A 20316-nucleotide genomic window follows, 5' to 3' on the forward strand; every position below is an offset into this window, starting at 1 on the left:
GTTGATCACAAACCTTAATCGATTCCCACAAACCCTCCGGTCTGGTGCTGCCACAACCGCGCATACAAGCCGCCATGGGCCAGCAGTTCGGCGTGGCTGCCGGTTTCGGCGATCTTGCCGTTTTCCAGCACCACCAAGCGGTCCATCCGCGCGATGGTCGAGAGGCGGTGGGCGATGGCGATCACGGTCTTGCCCTGCATCAGGGTTTCGAGGCTTTCCTGAATCGCCGCTTCGACTTCCGAGTCCAGTGCCGAGGTGGCTTCGTCCATGATCAGGATCGGCGCGTCCTTAAGCAGCACCCGGGCGATGGCAATGCGCTGACGCTGACCACCGGAGAGCTTCACTCCGCGTTCACCGACGTGAGCATCGAAACCGGTGCGGCCTTCAGAGTCCGACAGTAACGGGATGAATTCGTCGGCGCGAGCCTTGTGCACCGCTTCCCAGAGTTCGGCATCGGTGGCGTCGGGTTTGCCATACAGCAAGTTGTCGCGGATAGAGCGGTGCAGCAACGAGGTGTCCTGGGTGATCATGCCGATGCGTTCACGCAGGCTTTCCTGGCCGACTTCGGCGATGTTCTGGCCGTCAATAAGGATCCGCCCGCCCTGCACGTCATAGAGGCGCAGCAGCAGATTGACCAACGTCGATTTGCCAGCACCGGAAGGGCCGATCAGACCGATTTTCTCGCCGGGTTTAATCGCCAGGTTGAGGTCGCCGATGATCCCGCTCTTCTTGCCGTAGTGGAAATCGACGTGCTCGAAACGCACCTCGCCACGCGCCACATTCAAAGGCTTGGCCTGCTCACGGTCGGTGATGCTGACCGGCTGGGAAATGGTCTGCAAACCGTCCTGAACCATGCCGATGTTTTCGAAAATGCCAGTGACCACCCACATGATCCAGCCAGACATGTTGACGATGCGGATCACCAGGCCAGTGGCGAGGGCTATGGCGCCCACCGTGATCAGCGATTGCGTCCACAGCCACAGCGCGAGGCCGGTGGTGCTGACGATCAACAGGCCGTTCATGCTGGTGATGGCCACGTCCATGCTGGTGACCACACGGCCGGCAAGTTGGGCTTTTTCGGTTTGCTCCTTGATCGCTTCTCGGGCGTATTGCTGCTCGAAGTTGGTGTGGGCGAACAGCTTCAGGGTGGTGATGTTGGTGTAGCCATCGACGATCCGCCCCATGAGTTTGGAGCGCGCATCGGACGACACCACCGAGCGTTCCTTGACCCGTGGCACGAAGTAGTAGAGGGCGCCGATGAAGGCGGCAATCCAGGTCAGCAGCGGGATCATCAGGCGCCAGTCGGCTTCGGCGAACAGCACCAATGAACTGATCGCGTAGATCAGCACGTGCCATAGCGCGTCCACCGCTTGCACAGCCGAATCGCGCAACGAGTTGCCGGTCTGCATGATGCGTTGGGCGATGCGCCCGGCGAAGTCGTTCTGGAAGAAATTGAGGCTCTGTTTGAGCACGTAACTGTGGTTTTGCCAGCGGATCAGGCTGGTCAGGCTGGGGCTCAACGTCTGGTGCACCAGCAAGTCATGCAGGCCAACAAATATGGGGCGCAGGACCAGCGCAACCACCGCCATCCAGGCCAGTTCGATGCCGTGTTCCTTGAAGAAATTGACGTTGGGCGTGCCTTGGGCGAGGTCGATGATGCGGCTCAGGTAGCTGAACAGCGCCACTTCGATCAGCGCGCCGAACAGGCCGACGATCAGCAGGACGGCGAAACTCGGCCAGACCTGCTTCAGGTAGTAGGTGTAGAAGGGGAGAACCCGATCCGGCGGAGCCGCCGTCGGTGCATCGCGGAAAATGTCGATGAGTTTTTCAAAACGGCGATAAAGCATCAGTTCTCCGCCCGCGCACGGGCTCTCCTTTAAACGATATGAGCGGCGCCGGAAGAACCGGCGGCCGCTCAAAACTCCCTGTTCAGCTTAGTCTCAGTCGATGCGCTTGGCCGACTTGATGAACACGGGATCGGCTGGCACGTCTTTCATGCCGCTTTTGGTGGTGGTCTGGGAGTTGACGATGACATCGACGACGTCCATGCCTTTAACGACTTTACCGAACACCGCGTAGCCGTCGCCCTGATCGAGGAAGTCATTGTCTTTGACGTTGACGAAGAACTGGCTGGTGGCCGAATCCGGGACGGAAGTACGGGCCATGGACAGCGTGCCACGCACGTTATGCAGGCCGTTTTTGGATTCGTTCTTGATCGGCGCCTTGGTTTCTTTTTGCTGCATTTGTTGAGTGAAACCGCCGCCCTGGACCATAAAGCCAGGAATCACACGGTGAAAAATCGTGTTGTTGTAGAAGCCGCTGTCGACGTACTCAAGAAAGTTCTTGGTACTGATCGGCGCCTTGACCGGGTCCAGTTCGATTTCGATCTGGCCGTTGGTGGTTTCCAGCAGCACGTGCGGCGCCTTGGCTGGCGTGGCGGCCATCAGGTTGGCAGCAAACAGAACGGAGCCGGCGGCGAGGGCGATTTTTTTCAGCATGGGTCAGTGATCCTGAGTGGTGGTGTCGACTGCGTTGAGAAACTCGAGCAGCGTTTGGTTGAAGCGTTCGGGTTGATCCAGCGGGGTGGCGTGGCGCGAGTCGGCGATCACCACCAGCCGCGCATCGGGCAGCAGTTTTACATAGGTTTCTTTCAATGCGACCGGGGTGTAGTCACGGTCGGCACTGACGATGAGGGTTGGACAGGACACCCTGGAAAGTCGTTCCTGAACCCCCCAGCCAACGATGGCATTGAAACTGGCGAGATAAGCACGTTTGTCGTTTTTTGCCCAGCGCGCCGCTATTTTTTGTCGTAACGAAGCTTGTTCGGGCTTGGGAAACAGTTTGGCGCCCAGGGCCTTGCCGATGGTGCCCATGCTCAGCACGTGCATCAGGCTCCAGCGTTTGAACCACTGCCAGTCATCGTTGCGGCTGCGCCGTTTGACCTCGGGCGCGCTGTTGACGATGCACAGGCTCTTGAGCAGTTGCGGCTGATCGACGGCCAACTGAAAACCGATCATCCCACCCATGGACAAGCCCACGTAATGAACAGGGCCGAGTTTCAAATGTTCGATCAGCTCTATCAGATCAGCGCTGAACCCGGCGATGCTGTAGCGCTCGCGGGGTTTATCGGAGCGCCCGTGGCCGCGAATATCCGGGACGATCACCCGATAGCGGGCCGACAGCGCCGGGATCTGCATTTCCCAGTCCAGGGTGCTGGAACCCAACCCGTGAACCAGCAGCAACGGGGTGCCGTGGCCATATTCCTCATAGTGCAGGTTACAACCTTCATGTTCGAAATAAGCCATGGGTACACTCCGTGTCAGGCTTGTTCGGGGGCAGCGAAGGGCGCATCCAGCGGCGCGGTATCGAAGGTGCGCAGCAGTTCGATGAGAATCTGCGTGGCCGGGCCCAAGGGTTTGTCCTTGTTCGAATACAGGTAGAAGCTCGGGTTGCGGCTGCCGCCCTGATCCAACGGTAGCACTTTGAGCGTACCTTCCTTGAGTTCGCGTTCGATCATGTGACGGGGCAGCCAGGCGAAGCCCAGGCCGCTGCTGACGAAAGTCGCCGCGGTGGCCAGGCTGCCGACGGTCCAGCGCTGTTCGGCGCCGAGCCAGCCGACGTCTCGCGGTTGCTGACGGCCGGAGTCGCGGATTACCACTTGCATCTGGCTTTCCAGGTCCTGGAAGTTCAGTTCGCGGTTCAGGCGATGCAAGGGATGCTCGGGGTGGGCGACCGCGATAAATTCGACATCGCTCAATTCCGCGCCCAGATACCCTGGAATACTGAACCCGGTGATGGCCAGATCGGCCACGCCTTCAAGCAACACTTCTTCCACACCCGACAACACTTCCTCGCGCAGACGCACCCGGCAACCACGGCTTTGCGGCATGAACGCGGTCAGGGCGCGAACGAGGCGGGCGCTGGGGTAGGCGGCGTCGACCACCAGTCGCACTTCCGCTTCCCAGCCTTGCTCCATGTGATGGGCCAGGTCTTCCAGTTGGCTGGCCTGTTTCACCAGTTGCCGGGAACGGCGTAGCAGCACGCCGCCGGCCTCGGTGAGCACCGCTTTGCGGCCGTCGATGCGCAACAGCGGCACGCCGAGTTGGTCCTGCATGCGCGCTACGGTGTAGCTGACCGACGATTGCGAGCGGTGCAGCGCTTCGGCGGCCTGGGCGAAACCGCCGTGATCGACCACGGCCTGCAATGTTCGCCATTGATCAAGGGTCACGCGGGGCGCTTTCATGTTGAGCTCCTCTTGTCCTAAGCTGGCAGTCCTTATTGGAGACTGCCGAATGAAAAAACTGTGTTGTGTGATGGCGGGTTATGCGGTGTTGGCGATGCTGCCGCTGACTGCATTTGCTTATCCGATCGACGTTCAAAAGCAACTGAACGGCTTGAGCATCGACTACAACGCCTTTGATACAGATGCCGATATCGCCTCCATTCAGGTGAACAACTACGGCAGCACCGATGCGATCTGCAAAGTGGTTTTCAACAATGGTCCGGAAGCGCCGCGTAACCGCACAATCGAAGTGCCCGCCGGTAAACACAAAAACGCCACCGCCAAGTTCACCCGGACCATTATCAAGATGCGTATCAACCTGACCTGCACCCCGAAATGACTTTACAACCCAGTGGAAGCGGGCTTGCTCGCGAAGGCATCGTGTCAGTCGAAATCACTGTTGGCTGACACACCGCTTTCGCGAGCAAGCCCGCTACTACAGGGCATGCTCTGCTTATAAACGAATTTATCGATGCTTTGCAGCAGTTATTTGCGCTTTTTCATCGATATGACTCTGTTTAACCTTCACTCCATCGACCTACAGCATTCTCAGATGGAGGCTACATCCCATGTCCCGCGTTCTGATCATCGAAAGCAGCGCCCGTCAGCAAGACTCGGTTTCCCGTCAGTTGACCCAGACGTTCATCAGCCAGTGGCAAGCCGCGCACCCGAACGACCAGATCACTGTCCGGGACGTAGCCGCCAATCCGGTGCCGCACCTGGACATCAACTTGTTGGGCGGCTGGATGAAACCTGCCGAACAACGCAACGACATCGAGCAGGCCTCGCTGGAACGCTCCAACCAGTTGACCGACGAACTGCTGGCCGCCGACGTACTGGTGATGGCCGCGCCGATGTACAACTTCGCCATTCCGAGCACCCTTAAAGCCTGGCTCGACCACGTTCTGCGTGCTGGCGTGACCTTCAAGTACACCGAAACCGGTCCCCAGGGTTTGCTCAACGGCAAGCGTGCGTACGTGCTGACCGCGCGCGGTGGTATCCATGCCGGAGCCACCTCTGATCACCAGGAACCGTACCTGCGTCAGGTCATGGCTTTCATCGGCATCCACGACGTGACGTTCATCCACGCCGAAGGCATGAACCTGGGCGGCGGCTTCCAGGAGAAAGGCTTGAACCAGGCCAACGCCAAACTTTCCCAGGTTGCCTGAGCCGTTAATCGCCAGATAATCGCTGGAGGGTCTAGTGACCTGGCGCAACCCTTCAAGCCTGTACGCGCATCGAACCTCCTTTGCACTTGTTGCTCCTGAGTGCTCTAGCCCGATTGAACGCATTAGCGAGATCGGGCTTTTTTTTGCCTGCGATTTGGTAAGCGGACACACAACACCTGTGGGAGCGGGCTTGCTCGCGAATGCGGTGGGTCAGTCAACATTAATATCGACTGACACGCCCTCTTCGCGAGCAAGCCCGCTCCCACAGGGGATTTATGTGTTGCCTGGCGATTCGCGATGACGGGCAAAACCCGCTATCGTCGCCGCCATTCGAAACGAGGCGACCATGGGCTATCTACTTTTTGTCACGCTGATCCAGGCGTTTTCCTTCAGCTTGATCGGCGAATACCTGGCCGGGCATGTCGACAGTTACTTCGCGGTGCTGGTGCGGGTGCTGCTGGCGGGGCTGGTGTTCATTCCGCTGACGCGCTGGCGTCAGGTCGAGCCGGCGTTCATGCGCGGGATGTTGCTGATCGGCGCGTTGCAGTTCGGCGTGACTTACGTCTGCCTGTACCTGAGCTTTCGAGTGCTGACGGTGCCGGAGGTGCTGCTGTTCACCATCCTCACGCCGCTGCACGTGACCCTGATCGAAGACGCACTAAACCGGCGCTTCAATCCCTGGGCATTGATCGCGGCACTGGTGGCGGTGGCGGGCGCGGCAATGATTCGCTATGACCGGATCAACCCGGATTTCTTCATGGGTTTTCTATTGCTGCAACTGGCCAACTTCACCTACGCCGCCGGGCAGGTGCTCTACAAACATCTGGTGGCCCGCCATCCGAGCGATCTGCCGCATTACCGGCGCTTCGGCTACTTCTACCTGGGTGCATTGGCGGTGGCGTTGCCGGCGTTTCTGCTGTTCGGCAAACAGAACTTCCTGCCCGAAGCACCGCTGCAATGGGGCGTGCTGCTGTTCCTCGGCCTGGTCTCGACCGCGCTGGGTTTGTATTGGTGGAACAAGGGCGCGTGCCTGGTCAACGGCGGGACGTTGGCGGTGATGAACAATTTGCATGTGCCGGTGGGGTTGCTGATCAATTTGCTGATCTGGAATCAGCATGAAGAGCTGGGGCGGTTGTTGTTTGGTGGGATGGTGATTCTGATGGCGGTATGGATTAGTCGGTTGGGTGTACGCCGGCCGGTGGTTGCACACTAATCCCTTGTGGGAGCGGGCTTGCTCGCGAATGCGGTATGACATTCAACATAGATGTCGGCTGACACTCCGCCTTCGCGAGCAAGCCCGCTCCCACAGGTTAGAGACGGTGTTACATAACGTGTTTTTCGGGCTCGGGAATGTGGCTCGCGCCCAACACCGCCGGGAGCAACCCCGAGCGCAGATCCCCGCCACTCGGCTGCTGATAAAGGCTCAAGCCAAACTCCGGCAGCACCGCCAGCAGGTAATCGAAAATATCCCCCTGTATCCGCTCGTAATCGGCCCACACGGTCGTGCGGGTGAAGCAGTAGATCTCCAGCGGAATGCCCTGAGCGGTGGTCTGCATCTGGCGAACCATGCAGGTCATGTTCGGCTGAATCTCCGGGTGACTCTTCAGATACGCCAGCGCATAGGCGCGGAAGGTGCCGATGTTGGTCATCCGTCGACGATTGGCCGACATCGCCGCGACGTTGCCCTGAGCTTCGTTCCACGCCTTGAGCTCGGCTTTCTTGCGGCTCATGTAGTCGGTCAGCAGATGCACCTGGGACAGTTTCTGCTCTTCATCATCGCGGATGAAACGCACGCCGCTGGCGTCGATGAACAGGCTGCGCTTGATCCGTCGCCCGCCGGACTGCTGCATGCCGCGCCAGTTCTTGAACGACTCGGACATCAGGCGCCAGGTCGGGATCGACACAATAGTCTTGTCGAAATTCTGCACCTTGACCGTGTGCAAGGTGATGTCCACCACATCACCGTCGGCACCGACTTGCGGCATCTCGATCCAGTCGCCGACCCGCAGCATATCGTTGCTGGTCAGTTGCACGCTGGCGACGAATGACAACAGGGTGTCCTTGTAGACCAACAGAATCACCGCCGACATGGCACCCAGACCCGACAGCAGCAACAGCGGCGAACGGTCGATCAACGTGGCGACGATGATGATCGCGCCAAACACGAACAACACCATTTTTGTCAGTTGCACGTAACCCTTGATCGAGCGGGTACGGGCGTGTTCGGTGCGGGCATAGATGTCCAGCAGGGCATTGAGCAATGCGCTGACGGCCAACACCAGGAACAGAATGGTGAACGCCAGCGCCACGTTGCCGAGGAAATTCAGGCTGGTCTTGCCCAACTCCGGCACCAGGTGCAGGCCGAACTGGATCATCAGCGAGGGCGTCATCTGCGCCAGGCGATGAAACACTTTGTTGTGGCGAAAATCGGTGATCCAGTGCAGCGACGGCTGGCGGCCGAGCATTTTGGTCGCGTGAAGAATGAGGTAACGCGCCACTCGTCCGAGCACCAGCGCCACTACTAGCAGCAACATCAGCGCGAGCGTGGAATGCAGGAGCGGGTGCTGATCGAGAGCACCCCAGAGGTCTTGGGCGTTGAGCCAGAGCTGTTTGATATCCATGGGTGAAAACGGTTCTTCTGTAGGACGCGACGGGGCGATTAGAGCATTTAAGACGTTCCGGATGACGTTTTGAGACAAAACAGGCAACAAAAAAACCACTGTTTGCAGCCGTTTGTATAAAGAAACTCGGCCTTCGCGCTCGAAACCGTTACCCTATGCAGCTGTTTTTTTGTATTTCTTCGAGGTAGCACCCGTGTTTTCCCAATTCGCCCTGCACGAACGCCTGCTCAAAGCCGTGGCCGAGCTTAAATTTGTCGAGCCAACGCCTGTGCAAGCAGCGGCTATCCCGCTGGCGCTCCAAGGGCGTGACCTGCGGGTGACAGCGCAAACCGGTAGCGGCAAAACCGCTGCCTTCGTTTTGCCGATCCTCAACCGCTTGATCGGCCCGGCTAAAGTCCGCGTCAGCATCAAGACCCTGATCCTGCTGCCGACCCGCGAGCTGGCCCAGCAGACCATCAAGGAAGTCGAGCGCTTCGCTCAGTTCACCTTCATCAAGTCCGGCCTGATCACCGGCGGTGAAGACTTCAAGGTCCAGGCCGCCATGCTGCGCAAGGTGCCGGACATCCTGATCGGTACGCCGGGCCGGATGATCGAGCAACTGAACGCCGGCAACCTCGACCTCAAAGAAGTCGAAGTGCTGGTGCTCGACGAAGCCGACCGCATGCTCGACATGGGCTTTGCCGAAGACGTGCAGCGTCTGGTGGAAGAGTGCACCAACCGTCAGCAAACCATGCTGTTCTCCGCCACCACCGGCGGTTCGGGCCTGCGCGAGATGGTCGCCAAGGTCCTGAACAACCCTGAACACTTGCAGCTGAACAACGTCAGCGATCTGAACGCCACCACGCGTCAGCAGATCATCACCGCCGACCACAATCAGCACAAAGAACAGATCGTGAACTGGCTGCTGGCCAACGAGACCTATCAGAAGGCCATCGTGTTCACCAACACCCGAGCCATGGCCGACCGTATCTACGGCCGTCTGGTGGCGCAGGAATACAAAGCGTTCGTGCTGCACGGTGACAAAGACCAGAAGGACCGCAAACTGGCCATCGACCGTCTGAAGCAGGGCGGCGTGAAGATTCTCGTGGCCACTGACGTCGCTGCCCGTGGCCTGGACGTGGAAGGCCTGGACCTGGTGATCAACTTCGACATGCCGCGCAGCGGCGACGAATACGTTCACCGCATCGGTCGCACCGGCCGCGCTGGCAACGATGGCCTGGCCATCTCGCTGATCTGCCACGGCGACTGGAACCTGATGTCGAGCATCGAGCGCTACCTCAAGCAGAGCTTCGAGCGCCGCACCATCAAGGAAGTCAAAGGCACCTACGGCGGACCGAAAAAGGTCAAGGCCTCGGGCAAAGCCGTTGGCGTGAAGAAGAAAAAGGTCGACGCCAAGGGCGACAAAAAGAAAACCGGCGCCAAGGCCCCGACCAAGCGCAAGATCGCCAACCGCCCGAAGACCGACGCCCTGTCGCTGGTCAGCAAGGACGGCATGGCCCCGCTCAAGCGCCGCAAGCCGGAAGCACCGGCTGCTGAATAAAGCGCGGTAGCGATCCAATAAAAAACCCGGACAGTGTCCGGGTTTTTTTTACGTCAAAAGATCGCAGCAGCTCCTACAGCTGCACGCTCAGCTGCCGAAGGCTGCGATCTTTTGATCTGGCCCGTTAGCTCTCGGCCTTTTTCTCTGCCGACTGCAACTCCTTGAGACGCTGATCGATCAACTGGCACTTGTCCGGCAAATCCGCGCTGGCCGTCTCCAGGTCCATCTTCTGCAACTCGTCATTGATCTCCTTGGCCTTGGCCGGGTTCTGCTCCGTGATCTTGGCGACTTCCTTGGCCAGTTGTTCGCGCTTGGCGGTGGCTTCGTCGGGAGGGCAGGCCCAAACGGGGAGGGCGCAGGCGAGGGTGGCGGCGAGAGTGAGTTTGAGCAGGGTTTTCATAAAGTCAGGCCTCGGTTCCGGATAAGGCGGGTTATCCGGTTGAGGGCTGAAGAGCGGAAAAAGTTCAGTGACAGAGCAGGACGTGCCTTATTCCGAGGTTGTTATAGGGCACAGGCAAACGCACAACCTACAGAACACCACGCAACCTCGTGGGAGCGAGCCTGCTCGCGATAGCGGTGCATCAGCCGACATCAATGTTGAATGTTAGTCAGTCTTCGCGAGCAGGCTCGCTCCCACAGGGGATTTGTGATGTTGGCGGATGTTGTGTTCAACCCGGCCCAATGCCCGCGATGGCTGCGGTTTATCCCCCCTGGCAGCAACTGGCCGGTGCCTTGTCCTCATACCGATCGTGATGCCTCACCCAATCCATGATTTCCTCTTCATTACGGCCCTTAGGCGTGAGGTCCAGATAGTTGTAGGCGCCGACCAGCAGGTCCAGGCCGCGGGCATACGTTGAATAGGTGTGAAAAATCTCGCCCGCTTCGTTGCGATAAAACACGCTGAGGCCGGGGAGTTCTTCTTCGGCACCGTCGGATTTTTCGTAGTTGTAAGTAGCTTTTCCGGCGGCGACGTCTTCGGCTCGGGCTGAGACGCCAAAGTCATAGTTGAAATCGCAGCCTTCGGACGACACCCAGTCGAATTTCCAGCCCATGCGCCGTTTGAAGGGCTGGAATTCGGCGAACGGTGCATGGGAAACTGCGACCACGGCTACATCGTGATGGGCCAGGTGTTGGTTGGCGCCGTCGATGTGGTCGGACAGGAACGAGCAACCCGGGCAGCCTTCGTCCCAGCCAGCGGCGAACATGAAGTGATAGATGATCAATTGGCTGCGGCCGCCGAACAGATCGGCCAGGCTCAGCTCGCCGGTGGGGCCCTGGAAGCGGTATGGCTTGTCGATTTTCACCCAGGGCAGGGCGCGGCGTTCGGCGCTGAGTTTGTCGCGCTCCCTGGTGAAGGCTTTTTCGTGGGCCAGGTGTTGTTTGCGAGCGGCGAGCCATTCTTCTCGGGGCACGACCGGGTGATTCTGAATGTTCATGATGATTTCTCCTGCATGCTTTGGCGAAAGTCGATCTGCGCAGAGGGGTAAACCGTCTTACGTAGCCTAGTCGTTTGGCCTGTGCCCTATTCGACATACCGCCGGTCGGTAGGGCGGAATACCTCGGCTGAACGGCCGCCGTTCCTGTCGGTCACAAACTGTGAAGGCCATCTCACTCGCGGGCACTGGAGGTTGATCAGGATGACTTATAACTGGGATTTGATTGAACGCTTGCTGCATGAAGTGCAGAACGGCGCCGGCCACAGTTTCACCCCACGGCCTTATGCCGAGCAGTATGCGGCGGCGAAAGCCAACGCGGGCGAGCCGTTTGAGAACCTGGATCACCTGAAAACGGTGGCTGGCGAGTACGAAAAGTTACTGCTGCAGCGGGGTTATATCGAGCCTCGACCGGAGGATCAGGGTGGCAATGGCGAGAATTACATTTTGACGCCCCGGGGCTCGAGATTGTTGAGCTTGATCGACAGCAGCATTCCGGGTAATGAGCATCCGCGGCAGGTGCTGGATGAACAGGAAGATGCGCTGGAGGAGCTGACGTTTAGTGAAGTGGCGTCGAAGGCGCAGATTGCCTGAAGTTCACGTTTACCCCCTGTGGGAGCGGGCTTGCCCGCGAATGCGGTGTGACAGTCGGCAAAGATTTTGAATGTTAAACCGCATTCGCGAGCAAGCCCGCTCCCACATTGGATGGTGGTGGCCCGCTTAATCCTGCCGCGCCGCTTTCAGGCATTGCAAATCAGTGAAATCCTTGCGCACACCTTCAATCTTCTTCAACAACTGTTCACGCTGAACCGGTGTGCTCTCGGCCATTACGTCCACCAGCAACGCCCGAGCCTGGGCTTCGGTGTTGGCGTAGGCCTCGCGGTAAGCTGGCGTCCACAAACGCTCGCGATTTACCAGAAGTGTCTCGATTCGCTGTGGGAATTCTGCACTTTGCCGTTGCGCGACTGCCGCGCTGAATTGCTGTTGCCAATGGGCGCGGTTGGCAATCCATTGCTTGTTCTGATCACCCAAGGCATTCGACCAGGCCATTACCCGTTGCTGTTGGGGTGGGCTGAGCGGTCCGAGCCAGACATTCAGGCGTTTCTCCATGCGCTTGCTTCGCTCTGTGATCTGTTGCTCCAGAGACGGCTTGAGGTAGGCCTCCTGGCGTTTGCGCTGGTCCTTGGCGAAGGCGTCGTTCATTTCCGCGACTTGCTTGTCATCCAGCCCCTGCAACAACTCGATGGCCGATGGGGTGATTTCCCGGGCGGTTTCGGCAATGGCCAGTTTGGCTTCCTGGGTGCGGGTTTGCAGTGCGGCGTTGGTGATCTTGTTGGATTCGACCATGGCCTGTAAGCGATCCAGCCAGTCGAGGTAACCGGGCAATTGCGTGGTGCAGTGCCAGCTCAGGTGTTCTTTGAGACGCTCGTTGAACCAGTCTTTTTGCTCGTGGTTCATTTCCAGATAGTCGTTGAGCGTCCAGGGAATGATCACGTCGAGATTGCGGTAAGCCAGGCCCACGCGGCTGCACGCGGCGACGGTAAGGCTGAGGGTGATGATGACGCCGATCTGTTTCAACCAGTGCGACATGGCGAGTCCTTGCGAAGACCTGGTTTCTAATGGGGTTCTCTTATGTGATCGCGGGATGAGCCCGGCAGTTCAGCCGATTAATAGAAGCTGTGCGCAGCCTTGAGCGTCACCAGGCCGTCGCACTGGCTATTGTGGCCGGAATAAGCGGAGCAATCACTGCCGCTCAGGCTTGAGTCACTGTAGATCAAGTCCAGATCGATGCCCATGAACGGCCGGGACAATTTCACTGACCAGTCGGTAAAGCTGCCTACATACCCATCATCAACGGACACCGGTGTGTTGAGTTGGTGGGTGGTGTATTTCAGGCTGATCCCGATGCCGAACGGCTGATTGCCACTGAGGTCGGCGAACAGGGTGCTGTTCTGTTTGTCCGGGTCGTTGCTGAAGGCCGCGCCGAAGCGACTGCCCAGCAGGGTCAGGCCGCCGAAAAGCTCCTGGCTGTCGAGGGTGTCCGCTTTCGGGTAGCTGTAATGGATCATGCCCACTTCGTAACCGAGGGATTGATCGAAAGGCTGTTTAAAGCCCATGTAGGAGTCCACTTCAAGGTTGCTCGACGGGCTCAGTCCCATACTGGGGGACCATTGACCCACATAGAAGCCGTTGTCGTGGCTCAGGTCGAGGCCACCATGGAACGAGCCGGTCGTCGAGGGTTTGACCAGACCTTGGGCCATGCTGCGGCTGGGGGTGGTGGCGAGTTTGAGATCGAAGTCGCCCAGTTCGCGCTGGAAGACTTGCGCATGGACGTCCGAACACCACAGCAGACTGCCGAGCAGGAAAAGAGAGGGCTTGAACATGCGTCACTCCATGAGCAGCGAGGTGCAGGTCCTGAAAACCTACTGAAACGCTTGATCCAGACACGTGCAAGCATACCGGCGAATGTTCGGCATCAAGGGCCGTTCGTCGATTTTTGAAATATTGATTTGTTTGATGGGGAATTGCGGGAGGGTTCCAGTCCAAGCGCTTCGAAGCTCAAAGCGCTTATGGACCAGTTAACGCAGGGGAAATTACTTCTTGCCTAGCGTGATCTGCTTGGACGGGCCGAACGTCTGGCCGCTGACGCCTTTGGCAATTTGCTGGATCTCGCCACCGGACTTGAGGAATGCAGCGATCTGGTCGTTGATCGATTCGCTGGTTTCAACGGCGGGAGCTGGCTTTGCTTTGCTGTTGGATGCTTTTACACGCATGGCGGCCATTAACCTGTAGAAATTAACTTGGCCAGGTATGGTACAGGAAATGCTTGACAATTGCTTGGCAAATATCCTCCCGAAATACACGTCGTAGAAACGTAATTTATCGCAAGTTGTTATTCGGAATGTTCTCCTAAGCTGCTGTTTTAACTAAAAACCCTAGTGGAGAAAAAGCGCTTTTTGAATGAGCTGGCCAGGTGACAGAACACCCGAACGGCCTGACGAGCGGCCAAATGACCATGGCCAAACCCAGGAAAATTAAGGCCTTGCGCGGATTTTCCTGCGCCACCGGGCCGGCCGCCGAACACCGTCCGCAAAACCGGGTAGAATGCCGCCCACGCAATGAGGGTATTGGACATGGCTTTAGTCGGGCGCTACAACAGTTTGCAAGTGGTTAAACACACTAACTTCGGTTTATATCTGGACGGTGGCGCGGATGGCGAAATCCTTCTGCCTAATCGTTATATCCCCAAAGATATTCCCAGCGAAGATGAAGACTGGCTCAACGTTTTTATTTATCTGGACAGCGATGACAAACTTATCGCCACGACCGAAAAACCGAAAGTTCAGGTCGGTGAATTCGCCAGTTTGAAGGTCGTAGAAGTCAACAGCATCGGCGTGTTCCTGGATTGGGGGTTGCCGAAGGATCTGCTGCTGCCGTATTCCGAAGAAAAGCGCCAGATGACGGCCGGTGAGTATGTCGTGGTGCACGTTTATCTCGACAAACATACTCGACGCATTACCGCGACAGCACGTCTGGACCGCTACCTGGACAAGACTCCGGCCAACTACACTCCTGGCCAGGAAGTTGATTTGCTGGTGGCCGAAGCGACCGATATGGGTTTCAAGGCAATCATCAACAACAAGCACTGGGGCCTGATCCACAAGAACGAAATCTTCAAGTTCATGCGCGCCGGTAAAGAAGAGAAGGGCTTTATCAAAGAAGTCCGCGCCGACGGCAAGATCAGCCTGAGCCTGCAACCGGTGGGCGAAGAAGCGGCCACCAGTCTGAACTCGAAGATTCTCGCCAAGTTGCGCGACAACAACGGCACGCTGCCCGTCAGCGATAAGAGCGACCCGACGCTGATCAGCAGTATGTTCGGCGTCAGCAAGGGCAACTTCAAAAAGGCCATCGGCGCGTTGTACAAGAACGGCCAGATCGTCATTCACGCTGATCGTATCGAACTCAGCTGACCTGACGCCGGCCCTTGTAGGAGCTGCCGCAGGCTGCGATCTTTTGATCTTGATCTTTTACAGGCAAAAGATCGCAGCCGCGGCAGCTCTTACAGAGAGGACGCGACGGCCACATGACGCAAGCAACGATTTAAAGGTCTTTTGCAGACACCTTTTTCTGTCCATCTGGTTAATAATCGGCAGCATCATTTTTCGCCCCGGCACCCTCTGTTCAGCAAGAGGAGGCCGGGGCTTTATTTTTACTGTCGAGTCACTGCCATGGATTGTGTTGTCGAGGTGTTCCGGTGAGCGCCACCCGGCGTAGCGCCGATGGGTTTGCCCTGCAAGTGATGGTCGGGCTGTGCCTGATCTGGGGCGTGCAGCAGGTGATGATCAAATGGGCCGCGCCCGACATCGCGCCGGTCATGCAGGCGGCGGGGCGGTCGGGTATTTCCGCGTTACTCGTAGGATTGTTGATCTGCTGGAAGGGCGGCTGGGATCAGGTCGGTACTACCTGGCGCGGCGGCTTGCTGGCTGGTGCGTTGTTTGGCCTGGAGTTCTTCTTCATTTCCGAAGGTCTGCTGCTGACCACGGCGGCGCATATGTCAGTGTTCCTCTACACCGCGCCGATCTTCACCGCGCTGGGCGTGCATTGGCTGCTGCCGAGTGAGCGTTTAAGACCGGTGCAGTGGCTGGGGATTGTTCTCGCCTTCGTCGGCATTGCCATTGCGTTTGCCGGTGGCGTGTCGTGGGATAACCTCGACCGCCGCATGCTGATGGGCGATGCGTTGGGCGTGCTGGCCGGCGCGTCATGGGGCGCGACCACCGTGGTGGTGCGTGCCTCGCGTCTATCGGAAGCGCCGGTGACCCTGACGCTGTTTTATCAACTGATCGTCGGCTTCGTCGGCCTGCTGTTGATCGCGATCCTCAGCGGTCAGGTCACCCATGTCAGCCTGACCCCTGTTGCCGTGGCCAGCGTGCTGTTTCAGGGGTTGGTGGTGTCGTTCTTCAGTTACCTGACCTGGTTCTGGCTGTTGCGCCGTTATCTGGCGGCGAACCTGGCGGTATTTTCGTTCATGACGCCACTGTTTGGCGTCACGTTCGGCGTGGTGCTGCTGGGGGAAGAACTGAGCCTCAACTTCGTGATCGGCGCGGTGCTGGTTTTGCTCGGGATCACTTTTGTGAGCGCAGAACAGTGGGTCCGCCGTCGTTTGCGCAAAGCACTTGGACAACCCTGACCGGGCGCAGCAAATCGTTACCGACGATCACAGTGCGAGTTGCAATTCACCGTTGAAGTGACTGCTCAGCGCCGCGAGCAATGGCCCGCTGAGCCAACCACGGCAAAACAAACCAACGGACAGGGATTTGGATCAATTCAGTAACAGATCATTTGCGAACTTGGGCGAGCATTGCGTAGGACTTCGGACTATTATCAGTGCGAAGGGGCTACAGAACTTCGGCCGCTCGGCACTACCCTGAAGGGGGCACCATGAAAGAGAAAATCCAAAACTGGCTGCATGACCTGGGTGTCGCACTCGGTTTGATCGAACCGCCTCTGCAACCCGTGCCTATTCGCACTGACGACGAACAACGTCGCCGCCAACAGCAGCGCCGCAGGTAAGCCAGGCACATCACCTGTGGCGAGGGAGCTTGCTCCCGCCGGGGCGCGCAGCGGCCTCATTCATCGCCATCAGGGAGGGCAGGTTGAACGCGGACCCAGCTTGCGATTGCTGCGCAATCGAGCGGGAGCAAGCTCCCTCGCCACAGAGGTTCATTCGTCGCATCGGGTGTATTTGACGATCTGTCTCAATACCGCCCAATCTCAATCAAAAACCGGCTCAAGTCGTCGACGGTCGTCGCGGTCTTGAGCATCCGGTCTTCTTCAGCGGTAAACGCCGTCAATCCCAACTGATCTTCCAGATGGAAGATCAGCTCTTCAATATCCTCTTTATCCAATCCCAACTGCACCAGGTGAGTGTTGTCATCGAAGTCATCCTGATTTTCCAGCAGGCGGCGGATGAAGCGATGCACGGCTGTACGAACGTCGGCTCTTGTCATGGTTGTTCTTCGAGGGCGTTATTGTTGTTGTTCCTGGTGCTGAGTACAGCAGGCTTCAGGCGTGTCGGCGCTGCCACTCGTCAATCATCGTGCGTAAATAGCAGTTTCCTTCAGACGAAAAAAAACGGGTGTGGCAACCGACGCCACACCCGTCGAAGAAATCGTTGCTACAACATCAGCTTAGATCGCGCTCGCTACCACTGCCGGGCGACGGGACAGCAAGCTGACCACCACGAAACTCACCAGGCCCACGCCGAGGCTGTAGTAGATCGGGGTGTTGGCGTCCATACCGTCCTTGATCATGAACAGCAGCGCGGTGACGAAGCCCAGTGCCATGCTGGTGATCGCGCCGGCCGTCGTGGCGCGTTTCCAGTAGATGGCCCCCATCAGCGGGATCAGCATGCCGCCCACCAACAGGTTGTAAGCCAGGGTCAGTGCGCTGATCACATCATTGACCACCAGCGCGATGCCCAATACCGCGATGCCAGTCAGCAGGGTAAACAGGCGATTGACGCTCACGTTCGATTGTTTGCCGCCACGCAGTTTCGGCAACAGGTCTTCGGTCAGGGTGGTGGATGCGGCGAGCAGGCCGGCGCTGGCGGTGGACATCATGGCCGCCAGTGCAGCCGCGATCACCAGGCCACGGATACCGTCCGGCAGGGATACTTTGACGATGGCGGCAAAGGCATTGTTGACGTTGTCCAGATCCGGAATCAGCACATGAGCGGCCATGCCGATCAGCGCACAAACCAGACCATAGACAATGCAGTAGATCCCGGCAGACGTACCGGCGTACTTGGCGACTTTCTCGCTTCGTGCGGTGAATACCCGTTGCCAGATGTCTTGACCGATCAGGATGCCAAAGAAGTAGATCAGGAAGTAGGTGATGATCGTGTCCCAGCCGATGCTGGTGAAATTGAAGCTGGCGGCCGGCAATTGGGCAACCAGTTGATCCCAGCCACCGACCCGGTACAGGCAGATCGGCAGCAACAGGAACATCAGGCCCACGGTTTGGATACCGAACTGGACGATGTCGGTCAGGGTCAGGGACCACATGCCACCGATGGTCGAGTAAATCACCACTACACCGCCACCAAGCAGCACCGAGAGCCAGAACGGCAGGCCGAACAGCACTTGCAGCACGGTGCCGATCGCCAGGATCGAGGTCACGCCGATCATCAGTGCATAGGCCAGCATGATGGTCGCGCTCGCGGTACGAGCCATTGGGTTATAGCGCTTTTCCAGCACCTGGGTAACGGTGAATACCTTCAGCTTCAGCAACGGTTTGGCGAGGAACAGGTTCAGCGCCACGATCCCGCAGCCCAGTGCGGCACATAGCCAGAAACCGGAAATGCCATGAACGTAGCCCAAGCGCACGGTGCCGACGGTGGATGCGCCACCCAGAACGGTAGCGGCCATGGTGCCCATGTAGAGACCTGGGCCGAGGTTACGGCCGGCGACCAAATAGTCTTCGTGGGTCTTGGCCTTGCGCATGCCGAAGTAGCCGAGCACCAGCATCGCGGCGGCGTAAATGAGAACGACGAATAAATCCAAAGCCATGATGGCGTGTCTCCGATTGTCTTTTTTATGGTGAGGCGAAAATCAATCCCTGTGGTCACCGCATTACCTGTGGGAGCGTGGCTTGCCCGCGAAGAACGATAACGCGGTCTGCCTGGTGGACCGTGGCGCTCCCTTCGCGGGCAAGCCACGCTCCCACAGGTAATGCGTTGACCAGGTAATGTGTTGAATCAGGCCGTTTGTCGCATCGCCGGTTTACCGAGCGAATCCGTGCCCTTGCTGCGTGGATCGTTGGGGCCGAACACTGTGGCCGGTTCCGGGAACAGGCTCAGCAGCGTCAGGTACACCAGCGAGGCCAGACCGAGGGTCACTGGCAGGCTGATGTCGATACCGCCGGCCAGATTTCCGAGTGGCCCGACAAACTGCCCCGGCAGGTTCACGAAGCACAAACCCACCAGCGCACTCGGGATCCAGGCACCCAGGCCACGCCAGTTCCAGCCGAGGGTGAACCAGTAACGGCCACCTTTTTCGCCACGGGTGAACACTTGCAGGTCATCCGGGCAGTAGAAACCGCGACGCACGACCAGACCGATGATCATGATCACCATCCAAGGGGTGGTGCAGGTGATGATCAGCACGGCGAAGGTCGACACGCTCTGCACCAGGTTCGCCGCAAAGCGCCCGATGAAGATGAAGGCAATCGACATCACGCCGATCAACAGCGTGGCCTTGACCCGCGACAGCACCCGCGGGAACACGCTGGACATGTCCAGGCCGGTGCCGTACAGCGAAGTGGTGCCGGTGGACATGCCGCCGATCACCGCAATCAGGCACACCGGCAGGAAGAACCAGCTCGGCGATACCGCCAGCAGACCGCCGACGTAGTTATTGGCCGCGATGTAATCCGGTGCCTTGATCGCCACGATGGTGGCGGTGGCGAGGCCGAACAGGAACGGAATCAGTGTGGCCAGTTGTGCGGCGATCACCGACAGCATGATCCGGCCTTTGGGCGTGTCACGCGGGATATAGCGCGACCAGTCGCCGAGGAAAGCGCCGAAGGAAATCGGGTTGCTCATGGCGACCAGCGCGGCGCCGATGAAGGCGGCCCAGAAACCGGCCTGCCCCATGGCGACGGTGCCGGCGAACTGGCTGTCGAATGTCGGGGCGAACGCGAAGATGCCGAGCAGGAACAGCAGGCTGGCGGCCCACACCGCGATGCGATTGACCCACAGCATGAAGCGGAAGCCGTAGATGCACACGGTCAGTACCAGGATCGCGAACAGACCGTAAGCCAGGCCCAGGGTCAGGTCGGTTTCCGGGATGCCGATCAGGCGTTTGGCGCCACCGATCAGCGCATCACCCGAACTCCATACCGAGAGCGAGAAGAAGGCAATGGCGGTCAGTAGCGACAGAAACGAACCGACGATCCGTCCGTGCACGCCGAAGTGGGCGCCGGAGGACACAGCGTTATTGGTGCCATTGATCGGCCCGAACAGGCCCATCGGCGCAAGGATCAGCGCCCCGAGTACCACGCCCAGCACAATCGCCCACACGCCCGCCTGGAAGGACAGTCCGAACAGCACGGGAAAACTGCCGAGCACCGCTGTGGCAAAGGTATTGGCGCCGCCGAAGATCAGGCGAAACAGGTCGCTGGGTCTGGCGTCGCGCTCATGATCCGGGATCTGTTCGACCCCGTTTGTTTCGATGCTGCTAAGGCTTTTTTCTTTGTTGTTGTTATTCATGAT

The 20316-nt window shown here is 58.5% G+C and carries 21 protein-coding genes and 1 pseudogene; 8 read left to right on the top strand and 14 right to left on the bottom strand.

Features of this window, described 5'->3' with window-relative positions; genetic code table 11:
* Positions 1–14: 14 nt before the first annotated feature.
* The 4 genes from IC37_RS05610 to IC37_RS05625 form a co-directional block, all read right to left on the bottom strand.
* Positions 15–1847 (bottom strand): ABC transporter ATP-binding protein, encoded by a 1833-nt coding sequence (locus IC37_RS05610; protein WP_030131886.1) that lies wholly within the window; start codon positions 1845–1847, stop codon positions 15–17.
* A 93-nt stretch (positions 1848–1940) separates the two neighbouring features.
* Positions 1941–2498 carry a peptidylprolyl isomerase gene (locus tag IC37_RS05615; protein WP_030131887.1) on the bottom strand — a complete coding sequence of 186 codons (558 nt, stop codon included), beginning with the start codon at positions 2496–2498 and terminating at the stop codon, positions 1941–1943.
* Between the two features lie 3 nt (positions 2499–2501).
* Positions 2502–3305, bottom strand: a complete 804-nt coding sequence (locus IC37_RS05620; RefSeq protein WP_030131888.1) for an alpha/beta fold hydrolase — start codon at positions 3303–3305, stop codon at positions 2502–2504.
* Positions 3306–3319: 14 nt separating this feature from the next.
* Positions 3320–4243 (bottom strand): LysR family transcriptional regulator, encoded by a 924-nt coding sequence (locus tag IC37_RS05625; RefSeq protein ID WP_030131889.1) that lies wholly within the window; start codon positions 4241–4243, stop codon positions 3320–3322.
* A gap of 49 nt (positions 4244–4292) precedes the next feature.
* On the opposite strand from IC37_RS05625, the gene IC37_RS05630 reads away from it, so the two are divergent.
* From IC37_RS05630 to IC37_RS05645, 3 genes are all read left to right on the top strand, one after another.
* Entirely contained in the window at positions 4293–4622 is a 330-nt protein-coding gene (locus tag IC37_RS05630; protein WP_030131890.1) for a hypothetical protein, read from the top strand.
* A 229-nt stretch (positions 4623–4851) separates the two neighbouring features.
* Complete coding sequence (locus tag IC37_RS05635; RefSeq protein ID WP_030131891.1) at positions 4852–5451, top strand: FMN-dependent NADH-azoreductase; 600 nt, start codon at positions 4852–4854, stop codon at positions 5449–5451.
* A 346-nt stretch (positions 5452–5797) separates the two neighbouring features.
* A complete protein-coding gene (locus IC37_RS05645) occupies positions 5798–6664 on the top strand; it encodes a carboxylate/amino acid/amine transporter (protein WP_030131892.1) in 867 nt (288 codons plus the stop codon).
* A gap of 4 nt (positions 6665–6668) precedes the next feature.
* On the opposite strand, the pseudogene IC37_RS30870 reads toward IC37_RS05645, so the two are convergent.
* Both IC37_RS30870 and IC37_RS05650 read right to left on the bottom strand, forming a co-directional pair.
* Positions 6669–6758, bottom strand: a pseudogene (locus IC37_RS30870) (DUF4381 domain-containing protein); the annotation flags it as partial.
* A gap of 15 nt (positions 6759–6773) precedes the next feature.
* Positions 6774–8072, bottom strand: coding sequence for a mechanosensitive ion channel family protein (locus tag IC37_RS05650; protein WP_095920342.1), 1299 nt, complete (start codon positions 8070–8072; stop codon positions 6774–6776).
* A 193-nt stretch (positions 8073–8265) separates the two neighbouring features.
* On the opposite strand from IC37_RS05650, the gene IC37_RS05655 reads away from it, so the two are divergent.
* Entirely contained in the window at positions 8266–9612 is a 1347-nt protein-coding gene (locus tag IC37_RS05655; RefSeq protein WP_008013572.1) for a DEAD/DEAH box helicase, read from the top strand.
* A 124-nt stretch (positions 9613–9736) separates the two neighbouring features.
* On the opposite strand, the gene IC37_RS05660 is transcribed toward IC37_RS05655, so the two are convergent.
* Both IC37_RS05660 and IC37_RS05665 read right to left on the bottom strand, forming a co-directional pair.
* Complete coding sequence (locus IC37_RS05660; protein ID WP_030131893.1) at positions 9737–10012, bottom strand: hypothetical protein; 276 nt, start codon at positions 10010–10012, stop codon at positions 9737–9739.
* 301 nt (positions 10013–10313) lie between these two features.
* Positions 10314–11048, bottom strand: coding sequence for a thioredoxin family protein (locus tag IC37_RS05665; protein ID WP_030131894.1), 735 nt, complete (start codon positions 11046–11048; stop codon positions 10314–10316).
* A gap of 201 nt (positions 11049–11249) precedes the next feature.
* On the opposite strand from IC37_RS05665, the gene IC37_RS05670 reads away from it, so the two are divergent.
* Positions 11250–11639: a hypothetical protein gene (locus tag IC37_RS05670; RefSeq protein WP_030131895.1), complete on the top strand. Its 390-nt coding sequence runs from the start codon at positions 11250–11252 to the stop codon at positions 11637–11639.
* Positions 11640–11765: 126 nt separating this feature from the next.
* Here IC37_RS05670 and IC37_RS05675 read toward each other — a convergent pair whose 3' ends face one another.
* The 3 genes from IC37_RS05675 to IC37_RS05685 form a co-directional block, all read right to left on the bottom strand.
* Positions 11766–12635, bottom strand: a complete 870-nt coding sequence (locus IC37_RS05675) for a DUF6279 family lipoprotein (protein WP_030131896.1) — start codon at positions 12633–12635, stop codon at positions 11766–11768.
* Between the two features lie 77 nt (positions 12636–12712).
* A complete protein-coding gene (locus IC37_RS05680) occupies positions 12713–13429 on the bottom strand; it encodes a TorF family putative porin (RefSeq protein ID WP_030131897.1) in 717 nt (238 codons plus the stop codon).
* A 210-nt stretch (positions 13430–13639) separates the two neighbouring features.
* Entirely contained in the window at positions 13640–13828 is a 189-nt protein-coding gene (locus IC37_RS05685) for a hypothetical protein (RefSeq protein ID WP_030131898.1), read from the bottom strand.
* A 351-nt stretch (positions 13829–14179) separates the two neighbouring features.
* Between IC37_RS05685 and IC37_RS05690 the strand changes: the two genes are divergently transcribed.
* The 3 genes from IC37_RS05690 (at position 14180) to IC37_RS30370 (ending at position 16616) form a co-directional block, all read left to right on the top strand.
* On the top strand, positions 14180–15016 hold the full coding sequence (locus tag IC37_RS05690) for a S1 RNA-binding domain-containing protein (RefSeq protein WP_030131899.1): 837 nt from the start codon (positions 14180–14182) through the stop codon (positions 15014–15016).
* A gap of 284 nt (positions 15017–15300) precedes the next feature.
* Complete coding sequence (locus IC37_RS05695; RefSeq protein WP_030131900.1) at positions 15301–16233, top strand: DMT family transporter; 933 nt, start codon at positions 15301–15303, stop codon at positions 16231–16233.
* A 251-nt stretch (positions 16234–16484) separates the two neighbouring features.
* Positions 16485–16616: a PA1414 family protein gene (locus tag IC37_RS30370; RefSeq protein WP_256580670.1), complete on the top strand. Its 132-nt coding sequence runs from the start codon at positions 16485–16487 to the stop codon at positions 16614–16616.
* Between the two features lie 185 nt (positions 16617–16801).
* Here IC37_RS30370 and IC37_RS05705 read toward each other — a convergent pair whose 3' ends face one another.
* From IC37_RS05705 to IC37_RS05715, 3 genes are all read right to left on the bottom strand, one after another.
* Positions 16802–17053 (bottom strand): phosphopantetheine-containing protein, encoded by a 252-nt coding sequence (locus IC37_RS05705; protein ID WP_030131901.1) that lies wholly within the window; start codon positions 17051–17053, stop codon positions 16802–16804.
* Between the two features lie 180 nt (positions 17054–17233).
* The gene (locus IC37_RS05710) at positions 17234–18613 is read right to left on the bottom strand and encodes a sodium:solute symporter (RefSeq protein WP_030131902.1); all 1380 of its coding nucleotides are present in this window, start codon (positions 18611–18613) and stop codon (positions 17234–17236) included.
* Between the two features lie 188 nt (positions 18614–18801).
* Positions 18802–20313 (bottom strand): cytosine permease, encoded by a 1512-nt coding sequence (locus tag IC37_RS05715; RefSeq protein WP_030131903.1) that lies wholly within the window; start codon positions 20311–20313, stop codon positions 18802–18804.
* Positions 20314–20316 lie beyond the last annotated feature (3 nt).

Source organism: Pseudomonas sp. QTF5 (assembly GCF_000512695.2).
GTDB lineage: Bacteria > Pseudomonadota > Gammaproteobacteria > Pseudomonadales > Pseudomonadaceae > Aquipseudomonas.

What these genes read in the sequence shown, in the direction of transcription:
- IC37_RS05610 (WP_030131886.1), bottom strand. Translation starts at nt 1,847, where the DNA reads ATGCTTTATCGCCGTTTTGAAAAACTCATCGACATTTTCCGCGATGCA.
- IC37_RS05615 (WP_030131887.1), bottom strand. Translation starts at nt 2,498, where the DNA reads ATGCTGAAAAAAATCGCCCTCGCCGCCGGCTCCGTTCTGTTTGCTGCC.
- IC37_RS05620 (WP_030131888.1), bottom strand. Translation starts at nt 3,305, where the DNA reads ATGGCTTATTTCGAACATGAAGGTTGTAACCTGCACTATGAGGAATAT.
- IC37_RS05625 (WP_030131889.1), bottom strand. Translation starts at nt 4,243, where the DNA reads ATGAAAGCGCCCCGCGTGACCCTTGATCAATGGCGAACATTGCAGGCC.
- IC37_RS05630 (WP_030131890.1), top strand. Translation starts at nt 4,293, where the DNA reads ATGAAAAAACTGTGTTGTGTGATGGCGGGTTATGCGGTGTTGGCGATG.
- IC37_RS05635 (WP_030131891.1), top strand. Translation starts at nt 4,852, where the DNA reads ATGTCCCGCGTTCTGATCATCGAAAGCAGCGCCCGTCAGCAAGACTCG.
- IC37_RS05645 (WP_030131892.1), top strand. Translation starts at nt 5,798, where the DNA reads ATGGGCTATCTACTTTTTGTCACGCTGATCCAGGCGTTTTCCTTCAGC.
- IC37_RS05650 (WP_095920342.1), bottom strand. Translation starts at nt 8,072, where the DNA reads ATGGATATCAAACAGCTCTGGCTCAACGCCCAAGACCTCTGGGGTGCT.
- IC37_RS05660 (WP_030131893.1), bottom strand. Translation starts at nt 10,012, where the DNA reads ATGAAAACCCTGCTCAAACTCACTCTCGCCGCCACCCTCGCCTGCGCC.
- IC37_RS05665 (WP_030131894.1), bottom strand. Translation starts at nt 11,048, where the DNA reads ATGAACATTCAGAATCACCCGGTCGTGCCCCGAGAAGAATGGCTCGCC.
- IC37_RS05670 (WP_030131895.1), top strand. Translation starts at nt 11,250, where the DNA reads ATGACTTATAACTGGGATTTGATTGAACGCTTGCTGCATGAAGTGCAG.
- IC37_RS05675 (WP_030131896.1), bottom strand. Translation starts at nt 12,635, where the DNA reads ATGTCGCACTGGTTGAAACAGATCGGCGTCATCATCACCCTCAGCCTT.
- IC37_RS05680 (WP_030131897.1), bottom strand. Translation starts at nt 13,429, where the DNA reads ATGTTCAAGCCCTCTCTTTTCCTGCTCGGCAGTCTGCTGTGGTGTTCG.
- IC37_RS05685 (WP_030131898.1), bottom strand. Translation starts at nt 13,828, where the DNA reads ATGGCCGCCATGCGTGTAAAAGCATCCAACAGCAAAGCAAAGCCAGCT.
- IC37_RS05690 (WP_030131899.1), top strand. Translation starts at nt 14,180, where the DNA reads ATGGCTTTAGTCGGGCGCTACAACAGTTTGCAAGTGGTTAAACACACT.
- IC37_RS30370 (WP_256580670.1), top strand. Translation starts at nt 16,485, where the DNA reads ATGAAAGAGAAAATCCAAAACTGGCTGCATGACCTGGGTGTCGCACTC.
- IC37_RS05705 (WP_030131901.1), bottom strand. Translation starts at nt 17,053, where the DNA reads ATGACAAGAGCCGACGTTCGTACAGCCGTGCATCGCTTCATCCGCCGC.
- IC37_RS05710 (WP_030131902.1), bottom strand. Translation starts at nt 18,613, where the DNA reads ATGGCTTTGGATTTATTCGTCGTTCTCATTTACGCCGCCGCGATGCTG.
- IC37_RS05715 (WP_030131903.1), bottom strand. Translation starts at nt 20,313, where the DNA reads ATGAATAACAACAACAAAGAAAAAAGCCTTAGCAGCATCGAAACAAAC.